General features: G+C 38.2%; 11 protein-coding genes and 1 pseudogene. All 12 read right to left on the reverse strand.

Annotation, left to right across the window (positions count from 1 at the left end; genetic code table 11):
- Positions 1-57: 57 nt before the first annotated feature.
- Complete coding sequence (locus tag HRK21_RS05470; protein ID WP_070006614.1) at positions 58-369, reverse strand: barstar family protein; 312 nt, start codon at positions 367-369, stop codon at positions 58-60.
- Positions 370-480: 111 nt separating this feature from the next.
- Positions 481-1,008 carry a DUF2247 family protein gene (locus HRK21_RS05475; protein ID WP_070006615.1) on the reverse strand — a complete coding sequence of 176 codons (528 nt, stop codon included), beginning with the start codon at positions 1,006-1,008 and terminating at the stop codon, positions 481-483.
- Positions 1,008-1,484, reverse strand: a complete 477-nt coding sequence (locus tag HRK21_RS14005; RefSeq protein ID WP_070006616.1) for a hypothetical protein — start codon at positions 1,482-1,484, stop codon at positions 1,008-1,010. Before HRK21_RS14005 ends, HRK21_RS05475 begins: the two co-directional genes overlap by 1 nt.
- 644 nt (positions 1,485-2,128) lie before the next feature.
- Positions 2,129-2,485: a DUF7957 family protein gene (locus tag HRK21_RS05485; protein ID WP_070006617.1), complete on the reverse strand. Its 357-nt coding sequence runs from the start codon at positions 2,483-2,485 to the stop codon at positions 2,129-2,131.
- A 2-nt stretch (positions 2,486-2,487) separates the two neighbouring features.
- Entirely contained in the window at positions 2,488-2,997 is a 510-nt protein-coding gene (locus HRK21_RS05490) for a hypothetical protein (RefSeq protein WP_141008838.1), read from the reverse strand.
- Between the two features lie 102 nt (positions 2,998-3,099).
- Entirely contained in the window at positions 3,100-3,702 is a 603-nt protein-coding gene (locus tag HRK21_RS05495) for a hypothetical protein (protein ID WP_070006619.1), read from the reverse strand.
- A 59-nt stretch (positions 3,703-3,761) separates the two neighbouring features.
- The gene (locus tag HRK21_RS05500; protein ID WP_070006620.1) at positions 3,762-4,109 is read right to left on the reverse strand and encodes a DUF7674 family protein; all 348 of its coding nucleotides are present in this window, start codon (positions 4,107-4,109) and stop codon (positions 3,762-3,764) included.
- Between the two features lie 252 nt (positions 4,110-4,361).
- Positions 4,362-4,739 (reverse strand): hypothetical protein, encoded by a 378-nt coding sequence (locus HRK21_RS05505; protein ID WP_070006621.1) that lies wholly within the window; start codon positions 4,737-4,739, stop codon positions 4,362-4,364.
- 13 nt (positions 4,740-4,752) lie between these two features.
- Complete coding sequence (locus tag HRK21_RS05510; protein ID WP_236994444.1) at positions 4,753-11,274, reverse strand: RHS repeat-associated core domain-containing protein; 6,522 nt, start codon at positions 11,272-11,274, stop codon at positions 4,753-4,755.
- A gap of 30 nt (positions 11,275-11,304) precedes the next feature.
- The gene (locus HRK21_RS14010; protein WP_236994445.1) at positions 11,305-14,076 is read right to left on the reverse strand and encodes a DUF6531 domain-containing protein; all 2,772 of its coding nucleotides are present in this window, start codon (positions 14,074-14,076) and stop codon (positions 11,305-11,307) included.
- Between the two features lie 20 nt (positions 14,077-14,096).
- Positions 14,097-14,543, reverse strand: a complete 447-nt coding sequence (locus HRK21_RS05515; RefSeq protein ID WP_070006622.1) for a hypothetical protein — start codon at positions 14,541-14,543, stop codon at positions 14,097-14,099.
- A 380-nt stretch (positions 14,544-14,923) separates the two neighbouring features.
- Positions 14,924-15,198: pseudogene (locus tag HRK21_RS05520) on the reverse strand (D-alanyl-D-alanine carboxypeptidase); the annotation flags it as partial.
- Positions 15,199-15,210: the final 12 nt, after the last annotated feature.

Consider the following 15,210-nt stretch of genomic DNA (forward strand, 5'->3'; position numbering starts at 1 on the left):
CTCATCAGTAAGTATATTTCCACATAAACATTTTATTTTCACCATTAAATCACTCTCCTATTTTATAAATGTGATTCTATCAACTACATCCTCAGTTTTCATCATAGGGTATTTTTTATTAAAGTTGTTCAGCATCTCTTTTAATGAATTTGCTTCGTCTGGAATAGACTCTTCCAAGTCTGACCAATGTTCGAATATAATTTTCTCTGGTAATTCAACTAATCCTGTTATAGTATCCCAAAAAGCATCCCAATTTCCTCCATAATAATCAGGAAAATCAAGCTCTTGTTTTAATAAAATTTGTAACTCTTCTTTAGTTGACACTTTTTTTAAATCTATTGTAACTTCCTTTTTTGCCGAAGCGCACATATTATTTTCACTCCTATAAAATTACCAAAAAATCAATTGTTCTTATAGTGGTCTGTTGTTATATACATCAAACTGTACTACTTTATATTTAAATTTTACTTTTAAAACTTATTACTTTAATTTCTCTTTTTCGTTATCCAACCATTTTTTATGATTGGAAATAACTTCATAGAAATGTTTCTCAGTATAAAATTGTTGAGGTTCTAATTTATTTTCAATTCCTTGATACTGATAAGGCATATCGAAAGGAGAATTTAAATCTAGCCAGAATTCACTAACCTCTAACAAAGCATTTACATAATCTTTATTCGATATTTTATTTAATAGATTATTAACTAAAATCCATCTCCATCTATAGTAGGACTTCAAATCTTGTGCAATAGATTCTTTAAGCTCATCTAGAAGTTTGTATAATTCATTCTCATCATAAGGTCTACATAAACTTCCAAGCTCCCATAAATAAGGATTTTGTTCCTCTATATTTTTAGATAGATAGTCTAATGTGTATTTCATTACAAGTTCATTATCAAGCATTTCTTGTAAGTAAAAATTGTTATCTGAATATCCAAATCTCCCTACTTTAAGCTCATTCCAAGAAAAAGGAATATCATATTCTTTAAATTCATTTATATAATTCATTATTTTATTGGCACCCCTGTCAATTCTGAATTTCTAACAAACATTCTATGCGTAACTTTCCCATCTTGAATTATCCACTCAAAACGACCCATGACCCCGTTTTGACTTCCTTGAACTTGATATATTTTAGCGTTACCTAAATCTGTGACTTTAGCCAAATCAGCGTAATTATCAACGATATCAGAGAAACCATGCGCTTTTGGAACGTGAGGAAACTCATCAGTGATAATTGAAGTTTGTTTTGTAGGCGTTTTTCCTGTTAACGGATCAATTTCATAAATAGAACCTTTTTCTTTAACAGGTTTTATATTATCTACCTTCAAACCACTTCCAGTTCTAGGGGCTTCTAGAACCGGATTAGATTTGCTACTTTCTTTAATTACAGCCTTAGAAACCAGTTTTGTGCCACCTTTTCCTCCAACTTTGACTAAAATTCCAGCAATTAATAGTTCTTCTGGACCCGGTATGACAAGCATAAGTGCATAAGTGCTCCATTCACCTATTTTCTCAGAAACTTCTGCGCTTTTTTCCTTATCAATATTTCCGTTCGCATCAAAAGCCCATACTTCATCCGGTCTTGGATAGCCCGCTTTGTAGTCGTAGGTTGGATCGCTATAGCCTTTCTTTTGACTTTCTAAGAATTCTTGGTTTTTACATAAGGCTTTTTTGACTGTTTTAACAACTTTTTTTAGTGGTTTTCTTGATTTTATTTACTTTTTTCACGATAGTCTGTTTGGCTTTTTTATAGACCTTCTTAACTGTTTTTCGAGCTTGTTTAATCGATTTCTTAGCTGCTTTCTTGAATTTTGTTACTGTTTTTTGGACTTTTTTGGTGGTTTTCTTCACGACGCGTTTTACTTTTTTGGTTGCTTTTTTAAGCCATTTTGAGATGTGCTTGTATTAATAATCAACGTAATGCATTTTTTTATTTGAATCTTAATTTAATAAAAGTAGTACTTTATACGCATTTAAGAGAGCTCTTTCAAGCTCTCTTAAACGAATCGTCATGTACTAAAACTACAGCTAGCATTTTAATAGCTATCGTAAACTTGATTAGTGAGTTTCTCCTTACTAGTCAAGGTTTTACTATCCGGCTCCAATCAGATAGTAAAGTGCTTTTTTATTTAGTTATACTTACCATTTTCATATCGCCTGTTTTCAAGTTTACTTTAAACCTTCTTCCTGAAAAATCTGTTACAAATAAATGATTACTTTCATCTACATACATAAGAACAATGGGTGAACAAGTAAATTCAAGGTTATCTTTAGGAGGGGAATTCTTAATTTGCCAAACAATATTTCCCATTTTATCTATCGCGTAAACATTATTATCCTCACCTTCTATATACTCTGATGAATTCATGATAAGTGCTAATCTTACAAATACATACTCATCATTTTGTTTAATTTCATCAATTTTCTTTGGGAATTTGATTTTTTTACCTGAAATTTCTAACTCATTATCTTTATATTGCATTGTTATTCTCCGCTCCAATCTATAATTTTCCCTATTTCTTTAAACTCACCAATTTTTTGTTGCATCATATCGAATTGGAATCCACCGCCTTTGCTTCCAAATATTGGATTAACTTCCCCTGCTCTAATAGTACTACCTTTAGGTAACGTAACTTCTCCAATATATTTAGGTAGTTGAGGCAACGCAAATTTTTCTTTTATTTGTAAAGGGGTTAATCCTTTAATATCTTCAACTCGCATGACCCAGCCTCCATACAACCCACTGTCCACACCATCATATACCCTAACAAATTTGGTTTCTTCTAAGAGTTTTATTTCCTGGACAACAGTTTTAGGAGTGTACGGCGGGTGCTCGTATCCTTGCTTTTTCCACCAGGCATTAACAGTCTCAGCTGATTCGTATTTATTGACCTTTACTTTATTTTTTATACTTCCTAATTGATTATCTAAATACTCAAAACCCTTAGCTCTCTTAGTCACAGCCTTAGGAAACAGTTTCGAACCAATCTTCACTCCTACTTTTTATACGGAATATGTACATCTGAACTTTTTCAATCAACAATTTTTCCCTTTTGTTAGAAATTACTTAATTATATCTTATCACTCCTCAATCAATTACAATTGTCTACTCAAATTTTCTATTTTTATCTGTTGTTCCTCATCATTTGCTAGTTCACTCGCTTTTGTTAAAAAACTTCTTATAAACTCAGTTATAGTTTTTATAAAGTTATCTTTTTCTATTCGTACGCTTCCCTTAGTCATTTGAAATTCAATACCACTTTCTTGCCAAAAGTCATTATCCCCACATATCTCAATATCATTTCCTACTCTTCTGAAATAAACTTGCGGCAAAATCGAGCCTTCTCTATAAGAAAACCAATTATGTTTAAAAATCCATGTACTTTTTGCGCTATACCAAAGATATTCTTCAATAATATCCTCCGATTCGAATTGGTCAGCTTCACTTATTAGCTCTAGGGTAGTATCTCCCTTCACTGGAAGAGGGAACGGATCATAACCAATTATATATTCGATATTTTCACACATCCACGTTACTACACAAAAAAGATTCCATGAATAAGATTTTAAATTACCATCCTTTTTATAACTACAGAGATTCTTGCCGTTGATATAGAATTCTAAATTGCCTTCTCCAAGCTCCTTATCAGTATTAAATTTGTAGTCAATGGAGATTGAGCTCAAATTATTCTTTTTCATTTCATGTCAACTTTCTCCTTATATATTCGCATATAGCTCCATGAGTCTTCTATTTCAAATTATAAAAACTCTTTTATTAACTCTTGGGTTTTTACACCTAATAAATTATATAAATCCCTTTTTTCCTTAAAAAGATAAGCGATACTCTCTAAAACACTAAAAGTCACTACATCAACTGCATATTCATCTTCCAATTCCAATATCTTTTCAACATACTCAAACGCCTGTACCATTTCCATTTGCTTATTTTCTTCTATGCACCCAGTCAAATATGGTGTAAATACATCCCCATAGGCAGTATGAGAACCTGTATCATCACCTTCTTGCCAGCTTGTCTCCTCTACATATTCTTCGTTTAGATTCGGAAACGATTCCACCAATAATTTATTTAGTTCTTTACTTTTCAACCTTAGTTCCCTCCTAACGCGTCGTTAAAGTCCATTAAAAGGTCATTTGCAATTTTTGAATCATCTGGATTCAGGTTTTGCTTATTAATAATATTTTCCAAATTTGTAACTCTTTCGGTAGCTATTTGAATATGTCATTTTCCACCAACCAATTCACCAGTTTTTAATTCATGTCTTACTGCATTTGCTAAACCACCGTCGCCAGTTGTTGCCCCAGGGCGGGTGTAAGGAGATTAATTGTTTACTATCCTTTTAATTCAGCTTAATCCAGTCTAATGTATCTTTTTTATTATTGACTAAATAAATGAACTCTTGCAAAGATATCTTAACTCTAGTCTGTTCCTCACTTATGCCATTTTCTTCACTAACCGCATCAAGAATTAAAACTTCATCTTGAATACTGGAAATTAAATACTGATTTCCTTCAATATATAAACCTTCATATGCTTCTCCTGTATACAATATATCCTTATATTTTGCTTGCTTAACTATATCGCTACTTGTAAGAAAGTCTATGGTTTCCTCTAAGTTATCCTTATCAATTTCAGATATTAAAAAATCTTGTATTTTACTCACCTGTTGTCTATTATAATTAGACAAAATTTGTTGAACAGAAAAATTTGTACTCATTATATAATACCTCCTATTTTGGATTTGGGACAGGATATGTTGTCCATACGTTGTTTAGCTCGTCATATACAATTTTTAGATGAGTCTCACCTTTAGTACCTATAATCTTACCCGTGTCAATGATAGAAGAAAATGATTTTTGACCTTGCGTCCCTATTCCATTGTCAATTGTTTCAACAACTTTTCCATTTTTTAACGCATCTTGAACCACTTGATTAGCTTCTTGTGGTGTTGTAGCATTAAATTGTCTTGCACGTTTTGCAGTAGAGCCATTTAAATGCTTATTTTTAATTTCAAAATCCTTGATGTTAATATCTTTAGCTCCACCAGCCCCCTCTGCTTCTTTTGTTGACTTATCACTTTTCGCTTTCCCTTTCTCAATATTCGAAGACAAATCCTTCGCGTCTTGGAAAAAGTTGGCGCCACTGTTTACTACAACGGTTGCGCTTCCTGTGATTATGCCAATTCCTGCTGCATTAAGTTGAACTCCGATTGGTGCTCCAGCCCCTGTTAAGTCCAGTGCTCCACCAAGGATTTCAGTTCCGACTCCAAGGACAATTCCCTCAACGCCAAGATAGATACCCGCTGAATCAGCTATTAGTCTTCCAACATAATAGCGGTTATCATCGCCATACACTTCCTTATTTTTACCAATGGTTTCTACGGAACCGAAAGTGAAATTATTTATTAGACTATCCAATGTACCTGCGCCTACTGGTTCAAGATTTTCGCAAATTGCTTTCATTGTTTTTTCTACGCGCATGCTGTGTTTTGCTTGGGATATGACTAATTTAACGCCAGCTTTAATGGCTTGTTTTTTTGTGGCTTTTGAAATGGCTTTGATTGCACTTTTTGCTTTGGTTATGACTTTTTTGCCGGCTTTTTTCACCGTTTGTACTTTTTTCTTCACGGTTCGTTTGACTTGATTATATTTTTTCTGAACCACTTTTTTGGCTTTTTTGTACACTTTTTTCGCCGCTTTAGTAACTTGCTTAATCGATTTCTTAGCTGCCTTCTTAAATTTCGTCACTGTTTTTTGGACTTTTTTGGTTACTTTTTTGACGGCGCGCTTGATTTTTTTGGTGGTTTTCTTGATGGCTTTGCTTACTTTTTTCACGGCGCGTTTTACTTTTTTGACGGTTTTTTTGATGACTTTTTTGGCTTTTTTGATGCCTTTGCTTACTTTTTTCGCAGCTTTTTTGACTTTTTTGGTTGCTTTTTTAAGCCATTTTGGTATGTTTCCGCTTGGGTCGCCGAATGACATTGGGTTATTGACGCCGTAAATGTAGCGGTTTTGGCTACGTGGGTCGTCTAAGGATCCTCTGTAGCTATCGACTTGTTGGAAACGACCGGTGTTTGTGTCATAATTTCGGGCACGCAGGTTTTGTGTGTCGATTGTGTCATGCATTTGCGCACGATAACCGATTTGATTCGCAACTGGAGCTGTCGCAAGTGCGGTACCATAGTCTGTGTAATCATAGTCAGTACTTGTTTCACCGTCAGTTGTTGTTGTGATGTCGGTTAGGCCGTTTTCGTGATAGCTTTCTTCTTCGGTGCCAATTATTTGATTGTCGTCACCAAAACGGAAAGCGGTCTTGGTCGTGCTTGTTTCGCCGTCGTCTTCTGTCGTCTCGTTAAGCTGAGCGACTTGGGTGTACTCTTGCGTTAAATCGTTGACGTAGCGAATGGTATTTACCGTTTGATAGCCAACTGTTTGGGTCATTTTCGTGGTGCGCTGACTGGTTTTGCTTCCGCTGCTATCGCTTGCTTTAAGCTCGGTTTTTCCTTGCATGCCATCTTTAGTCACTTTTTGTGTACTTGCTTCTGCATACGCTGAGCAACCTTTTGAAGTTTCATTGGCGCGAGTTTCTAATTGTGCCGCTAGTGTTTCTGTTTTTCCTTTTTGACTATCTTTGTCGTATTCTGTAATCCATTCACTGAGCGAGCCTTTGAAGGACTTGGTTTTGTCTGTGATGGTTTGTTTGCCTATGCGATTACCAAATGCGTCGTATGTGTAGGTCGTCTGATTACCTTCGTTATCGGCGGATTGAATCAGTTGGTTTTCGCCATTGTATGTGTATGTTTCTACTTTACCACTTCGTAAGGCTTTCTTGGTAATGTTACCGTTTTTGTCATACGTGTAGGTTGTGTCTTCATCACCATCTGCTTTAATCATGGTGAGCGCGTTGTCATCGTCGTAATGATAGTTTTCCGTAGTTTTCTTACCGTTTTTATTACGTAAAAGTTTGCTTCGGTTGCCGTTAGCATCATAGATATACGTAATTTTTTCGGTAGTTTTTCCTTTGGTTATTGTTGTTTCCATCAGCTGGTCATCGGCATCATAGGTGTGGCTCTTGGTTTGTTTTTCGCCACTTTGATTGATGGTTTCTTTGGCTACGTTACCGTTTTCGTCGTAGTTGTAGTCAAATGACGCGATGGTTTCTCCGGCTTTATTTTTGGTGATAACTTGCTCGGTTTCGCCAGTTGCTGTGTATTTATAGCTAGTCGTTGTGCCATTGCTGTAATGAATGCTTAGTGGCAGGCCATTCGCGTCGTATGTGTAGCTCGTTTTCTTGCCGTCTGATTCGATGACATCGGTTAGCAAGTTGGCGTCATTGTAGCGGTAAGATACACGCGTGCTATCTGGATAAATGAGCGCGGTTTTGCGGCCGATTGTATCATATTCGTATTTCAATGTTTCGCCGTTTGCATCTTTGACTGATAGTACGTCACCGAATTTATTGTAGGTGAACTTGGATGTTCCGTCTTTTGATGTGGCGGTTTTTACGTCGTCATTACTGTCATATGTGTATTTGTAGCTGCCACCATCAAATTGTTGCTCGACTAAATTGTTTAATTCATCATATTTGAAAGTTGTTTTTTCACCATCTGGCTTCGTTTTAGATTTCAAAGAACCATCTAATTGATATTCGTATTTTTCGGTTTTGCCTTCTGGTGTTACTTCTTTGACGAGGTCACTGCGATCATTGTAGCTATATTTTGTGACAAAACCTTTGGCGTCTTTGATTTCCGTGACGTTATCTACTTTGTCGTAAGTGTAAGTTGATTTTTGTCCTAATCGGTTTTGTGCTGCTGTCATGCGATCTAGTGCGTCGTATTCAAAGCGTTCTTTGTTCCCTTTTGCGTCTGTTGTTTCGCTAAGATTCTCGTTGCCATCGTAGGCCATTTTTGTTGTGTGACCTTTGGCATCTGTTATAGAAGTTAGCAGGTTACGCGCATCATATTGGTATTTAGTTATTGCGTTTGTTGGGTCTTTGATGCTGATAACTTGGTCGTTTTTATTGTAACGATATTCTGTGCTTGCTGCGAGTGGGTCGATTTCTTTGGTCATGTTGCCTTTTTTGTCGTAGGTGTATTTGTAGACTTGGTTGCCTGGATCAATCATGGAGGTAACGTTGCCGACTTTGTCATACTGAATTTTAGTATCATTGCCACGAACATCTCGCATGGTAGTAACACGGTCTAGTTTATCGTACGTATAGCCGACCGCAAGTTTATTTGGATACGTAATTTGCGTCATGCGCTGGGTATCGTCATATGTGTAGCGCGTGATTCGGCCTTGAATATCTTTTTTCGCCGTTTGTTGACCCAATTTGTCATACGTATAGCTGGCAATCGCCTTTTTCTGCTGATTATCACTTTCTTCGATAAGGTCGCCGTATTCGTTATATTTGTAGCTTTGTTTATAGCCAATCGGGTCCGTTTTAGATAAAAGTTGATCGTCTTTATCGTAGCTATAAGTGGTCGCATTGCCATTTGCATCTATTTCTTTGGTCACATTGCCACGTAGGTCGTATTTAAACGTTGATGTGGTACCATAAGGCTCTTTGACCGTCAAAATGTTATCTGCGTTGTCGTACGTGTATTTCGTTGTGTTTCCGCGCTTATCTGTTTCGGTGATAAGGCGTCCCGCTGCGTCATAGCTGTTCAGAAGTTTGAATCCTGCTGCATCTATTTCGGTTGTTAGTCGTCCTAATTGGTCATAACCGAATTGTGTTTTATTTCCTTCTGCATCCGTCTGACTTGTGACTAAACCAGTTGCGTCAAATGTTTGTTTTGTCGTGCCGCCGTTTTCATCGGTAACTGCTGTGACATTGCCATTTGCATCGTAAGTTACGCTCGATTTAGCGCCTGCTGGATTCGTTGTCGTAATCAGCTCGTCGTTGGCGTTGTATTGATAGCTTGTTGTTTCGCCTAGCGGGTTTGTTTCTGACAACAAGTTACCTTCTGCATCATAATTATAAGTGTATTTCCCAGTATTTGGTAAAACTTCCGAGATAATATCGCCACGTTTGTTGTATTCGATGCTTTGCGCTTTGCCTGTTGGGTTTTGTTGTTTCACTAAGCGGTTTGCTGCATCGTATTCGTAGCTTGTTTTATTGCCTCGCATGTCGGTTTTACTGCTGACATTGCCAAATGTGTCATAGGTGTAGGATTCATTGCGACCTTTACGATCGGCAATACGGGTTACGTCCCCCACTGTGTTGTATGTGTAGCTCTCTTTTTGCCCTGTACTGTCTTGCTGTTCTAGCAGTCTGTCCATTTTGTCATAAGTATACGTTGCTTTTGTGCCATCTGGATTTTTTTGTTCGATGACACGGTCCGCTTTATCGTAACTGTAGGTTGTTTTTCGACCGAGTGGATCAGTACTTGTTGTCAAATTGCCACGATTATCGTAGTCATACGTTGTTTCGTTACCTAGGGCATCAATGATTTTAGACACTTCGCCCGTTTTTGTGTAACGATAGCTTGTTTCGTTGTTGTATGGATCGATTTCTTTGATTAAATCGCCGTTTTTGTTATAGCGATATTGAGTGATATCGTTTGTCGGTGAAATTTCTGTTTCGACTAAATGGAGCGCATTATAGGTATATTTGGTGGTATTACCTTCTGCGTCCGTTTGGCGAATCACATTACCAGCATTATCATACGCCATTGTTATCGTATGACCATTACCATCCGTGATTTTCGTGACATTTCCGTCTGCGTCGTACACATAGTGTGTTTTTTCACCAAGCTCATCGGTTTCGATTTCTACTTGATCAACTTTATCAAAACTATAGCGTTTTACGCCGCCAGCTGCGTCTTCTTCTGAGGTTACACTACCATTTTCATCGTAGCTATATGTCGAAACACGGCCAGCTTCTTTTAATTTTGTTGTGTTTCCGTTCGCATCAAATTCATACGTCTGAACGTTACCAGCTTGATCGACAAAACGTGTAATATTGTCCATTGCATCATAGCTAAACTCTTCTGTTGTCTCGTCTGGATAGGTGATTTTCGTGACATTTCCGTCTGCATCATAGGCATAGCTTGTCTTGTTGCCAAGTGGATCTATTTCTTGTATCTTATAGCCTGATTTTGCATCATATAGATAGCTTGTTTTTTGACCATCTTCGGTTTCTTCGGATAATTTTTGACCAAGTGCATCATAACCATACGTAATGACCGATCCGTCTGCCGCAATCGCTTCTATCATCCGATTTTGCGAGTCATACTTAAATTCCTCCGTGTTGCCGAGTGGGTCTGTTTCACTAATTTTATTGCCATTTCCGTCATATTTATACTTTGTAACGCCGCCTAGTGGATTCGTTTCCTCACTCAAACGACCAAAAGCATCATATTCAAAAGTAGTGCTATTCCCATTCTCATCGGTTTCGCTTGTCTTATTACCATTGGAATCATAGGAATATTTTGTCGCTGCTCCATTTGCATTCCATTCGCGCACTAGCTCACCGCGCGCATTTCGTTCATATTTTTCCGACTTACCATTTGCATCTGTAATGCTACTCAACATTGACAAATTATCATAGGCGTATGTTGTCTCATTGCCACGGCCATCCGTTACTTTTGTCGGATTTCCTTTCGCATCATAAGCGGTCTTTGTTACCGCGCCATTCGCATCTGTCTCTGTAACCACCTGACCATCTGCATTATGTGTAAATTTCTTCACACCACCGTTTGGCTCCGTTATTTGTACAACATTCCCTTTAGAATCATAAGTATAGCTCGTTACGCCTCCACGGCTGTCCGTCACGCGTATCAATTGGTTTTTCGCGTCAAATTCGTTCGCTTCTGTTGTCCCATCTGGATATACAGTTTTTGTCAGATTTCCGTTTGCATCATTTTCAAAAGTTGTCGTATTTCCCAATTGGTCGATAGAAGCGACTAATTGATGTTTGTCGTCATATTTATTTTCAGTCGTTGTATCATCGGCATACTCAATCTTCGTGGTTTGGAAGCGCTCATTAAAATAAACCACTTTCTTATTACCGTTGAAGTCTGTTGTCGTTGTTTTACCTTTCTCATATTTCAGTGTGGCAGTATTGCCTTCTCCGTCCGTTTGTTCCGTCACACGACCATCCGCATCAAATGTATTTTTAATCAATAATTTTCCGTTATGGTCTTTATACGATGTCATATGATGTTCCGAATCATACTGATATGTGATTGCTTTTCCAGTTTGATCCACCAGTTTTGTGAGGTTTCCATCGTCATCATATGAATAAGCCAATTTCCCGCCATCAGGCAACACAATCTCTTTTTAGTGCCCATCTGCATCCCACGTGTACTGCAATACCTTTCCAGAGCCAGTGACCATTTTCACCAGTTCCCCATCGGCATTGTACGTATAGTTCGTTACATTCCCATCCTTACTTGTCACTTTTAAAAGCAGGCCGTTTGCAGCGAAAAGAGAGATTTTGCCTGTTTTGGAATCCACAATCTCAAATTCACGCGCGCCGTTTTTATTCACTTTTTTTGTAAGTGCTAGTGGCTCATCTTCTTCTATTTCAAAAGTTCCATCCGGCTGCTTCTCAAAAAACACACTTCCGCCATCTGAGCGCGTCAACATCACGGTGCCGTCCTCTAAGAAACCTAGCTGATCAGCTAAATTAAAGGTCCAATTTCGTCCAATTGGGCTATCTTTTCCTTGTGCCATCGAATTATAAGTCCGCGTAATCGTCTGTTCCTCATCGAAATCAAACCATTTCGCATCTTCCATGTTATAAAGCAAGTTCCCACTATCAAAATTAATTGGTTCATATCCGAATGTACAATGCTTCCCGCGCCCTATAGCAAGCGCATCCAGTCGCATTTTATCCGCTGTGTCGTAATTTCCCGATTGGTAGGCTTTACCAGCATTCTTTTGCGGATTCCGAATGAACACGACGTTTCCTTGAACGAGCAATTCATCCTTCATATTATTATCCAGCATAAACTGCGACCGTTTATTGGCAATCCCGTAGAATTTCAAAAGACGAGGCAATGAGTCTAGGCCTGTCACTTTATAAATCTGAAACGTATCGTATTTCTTACTTACAGCTTCGTTTCCATCTTTAATCTCCGCTTCTACTTGATACAAATGATTTTCTTTCAAAGCACCTTTTAAAAGTAGCGTGTTAGTCTGCCAGTTACTCATTAACTCACGATATTCCTGTGTTTCACTACTTAGCTTCGGATAGTTCGGAAATAAATAGTCTCGACCAATTGATGGATCCGTTCCGCTAAATGCTACCTTATTTTTATCCGATGTATCGATAATTTTATAATTAATTTTCGCGTCCGGACGACCAACGCCGTCCATTCCAAGTGCTGTAAAATCCAGTTTGCCATCATTATTCGCACTTACAAACGGACGCAAATAAAGCTTTGTGTCTTTAAGTGGCATGTCCGCATCAATCGGCGGACGCTCACGGTGTTTAAATACCACATACGGCGACTCACTCGTCACCCCAGACTTAGGTGCAGCAAATACATCCGCTTGCGAATATGGTAGTTCAAATGCATTTACTTTTGCCGTTTTCACAATCACACCGTTGTTTTTACCGCCATTCACCCAGTCCTTCGCAACATTTGTAATGTCAAAAGAAACCCGGCGATTCGCATCATCAATTCTTCCAATATACGTTTCTTTTCCGTCTACATTTGCAGGCGGACCATACGGGAAACCAAGATTTTTAAATTTCCCATACGTTAAATCGGCAATATTACCAACGTCTTTCGTAATTCCATGCACTTCAAATAAACGTTTCACAACGCTTCCTTTACTATCTTTTGCCCGGTCTCCCCAAAAGCCTTCCGTGCCGCTTCTAAAAAGAGACAACTCTGCCGATTCAATTTCACGGTTGGTGCCAATTTTTTTAATCTCACTATCCGGCACTTTCACAACACCATAGGTAATAAAATGAGCTGCTCCGAGTGTCCCCGAGTTATTTCCATCATCGTAACCAATATACATGTACGGTTGGAAAGAATACGCCACATCATCCCGATATTGACGCAAGCTAGTAGCTTGAATCCCATTCGTGATTTTTGTGCTCACAAAAGAAACAGCCACCTTGGCCAAATTACCTTTAAGATTTGTTGTATTAAACTTCGCGACCTGCAGCTGATACCCAGTTTCCGTCTTCACCGTTTCCGCGGTTAACGTATCCATAACCGAGCCCGTCTCATCTTCTAAAACTGGGCTTGGAATCGCGCCAATCAAAGCTTCACCACGATAAATTAAGGTTGCCGCACGCTTTGCATCATCTTTCAAAGTCACGTCATTTGGAACCGTCAAATCAAATGTAACCTGTTGTTCCGTATCGTCTCCCGTCTTCACATACTGCCCGAGCTCCATACCAAAACTATCGGCTTGCAACGTGAATGGCTCCGCTTTACCATCTTCACTCGCATACATAATTCGGTTATCTTTCGCTGCCACCTGAGCCAAATCAGCCTCACCACTTGGACGAACAGCCACATTCGCGCCATCTAAGCTAAGTGTTGGCATCGCACTTTCCGTCACCACTTTTGGCGTCGTAATCTCTTTCGCCGTCTCACTTGCAGTCCAGGTCTTCTCGCCATCTTTCACTAGCGTCGTATCAAAGTCCGTCCACTTGCCCGCATCATCCTTAAAATGCACAGGCTCTGTAAAATAATACGTCTCTCCCTCGCCCGTATTTTCATTTACAAAAGTTTTCGTGTTTTCCGTACGCTCCGATGCAACCTCCGTCATGCCAGCAGCTGATGCATCTTCTGCTAAAGTATCTGTTACATTCGGCGTCTCTGTCTCAAACAAACGAACAGCATCCGCATTCTTATCGCTTAAATCCTCATCAAGCGTTGTGTCTTCCGGTGTGCTCTTATCCTTTAATTGTTCCTGCGCATTCTCATTTAAGTCCGCCACAGTCACTTTATCTTGCGTAGAAAGTTGCTTTCCATAATAATTTCCAAACTCACTCTCAACATTTACTGCTCCTTGCACGAATTGCCACGGTAACAGTGGAAATAAAAGTAACGTCACCAGTAAAATTTTTATGCCCTTTTTCATATGTAATCCCCGTCTCCCTTTTATATCTCAGTTTCTTTCTTTACGCCTTTCTCTATCTCTAAAATCTTTGTCAGAACCTGCTGCGCTTGTTTAAAATCTTTTGCTTCAATCGCATCATTCATAACTTTGAGCTCTGAAGCCACATCGCCATATGCTGTATAAATGGTCTGATCTTTTTTCGATAAGCCATCCCATATTTTTGGCTTTTTAGCCTCTACGTAAATTGTTCCGAAGCTCTTTTCCATCTCCCGTAACTCCGCTAAATAAAGTGGATTACAAATGTCCCCATTCAACTTTAAATCCGACCATTTGGCGTAATTTCGTTTGAGGTCTAGTTCTACTTTTAACGGTCCTGTTCCTTTTTCATCATGTGCACAATCTTGAAGCACGAATAAAAGTATCGCAATCAACACTAAAAGCATTGCCAAGACTATCCATAGCTTCTTCTTTTTTGATAAATTTCGCATCCTATATCCTCCCGTTTTTCACAATCTCAGCAAGTATATCATAAAAGCAAGTTGATTTTGTATGCTTGAAGCAACGTTCGATTTTCTGTCACATTTGCGTTTTAATTCATTCATAGCTCCCTTCAAAAAAGGCTCGTCAATCTATCAGTTGAAGCTAAGTAAATATGCCTCAAAAACCTTGGAGAGCAGTATTTTTCATCACACACAAAAAAAGGTAGCACTCCGAAGAATGCTACCTTTCATATCCATATCATTATAAAAAATATGGAAAAATCTCTATTAGTAAAGCTATTTAAAATCATAAAAAATTATTTCATCACTAGAATTGTGTCATTTTGCTTAGACTTATACTTCACAAAATCACTACTATCTATAAATTATCAACTAAACCAACCTTGCACACCATTAGAAACGTAACTTCCAATGCCTTTAAAGAAAGAACCTACTGCTTGTGTAGAGAGTGCAAACCAGTTTGCTTTTTCCACATCGCCAGTAGTTAGTACTTTGATATTTTCTGTTGGTATTCCACCAAGATAACCTAATTTGTCGCCATCTTTTAAGGATACTTCCATTTCGCCAACTTCCGTATTCTTTTTAACTGGTGCTTCTAATGTTTTTCTTTCCGTTTAACTTTAATGCTTAATTTAGGTTCATTGATGCAAGTAAA

Source organism: Listeria monocytogenes (assembly GCF_013282665.1).
Taxonomy (GTDB): Bacteria; Bacillota; Bacilli; order Lactobacillales; family Listeriaceae; genus Listeria; species Listeria monocytogenes_C.